The sequence below is a fragment of the Lysinibacillus sp. GbtcB16 genome (assembly GCF_019091145.1).
Lineage (GTDB): Bacteria > Bacillota > Bacilli > Bacillales_A > Planococcaceae > Lysinibacillus > Lysinibacillus fusiformis.
Map to the genome: position 1 here is coordinate 1 of NZ_JAGXJV010000883.1, position 235 is coordinate 235.

Below are 235 nucleotides of genomic sequence, written 5' to 3' on the forward strand. Positions count from 1 at the left end.
GGCAGAAGCGCATCCGTTTCAATGCGGCGGATCGAGCCGTAACGGATCAGCACCGACAGCTCATAAGCAGCTGCCGCTACTTGCTCCAAGCTGCCTGCATCCACCGCCAGCCCTTGCAGCGCAGCGATGGCCCGAACCATCTCCTTCGTTAGCCCGCAATCGCAAGCGATACGGATGAACCGGGAAGCCTCGGCGATATCCCCGCAAGCTTCGAGCAGCTCCTTCAGCACGAAGG

General features: G+C 61.3%; 1 pseudogene. It reads right to left on the reverse strand.

The window, feature by feature from the left end:
* Nucleotides 1–235, reverse strand: a pseudogene (locus KVT27_RS26200) (DUF5682 family protein); the annotation flags it as partial.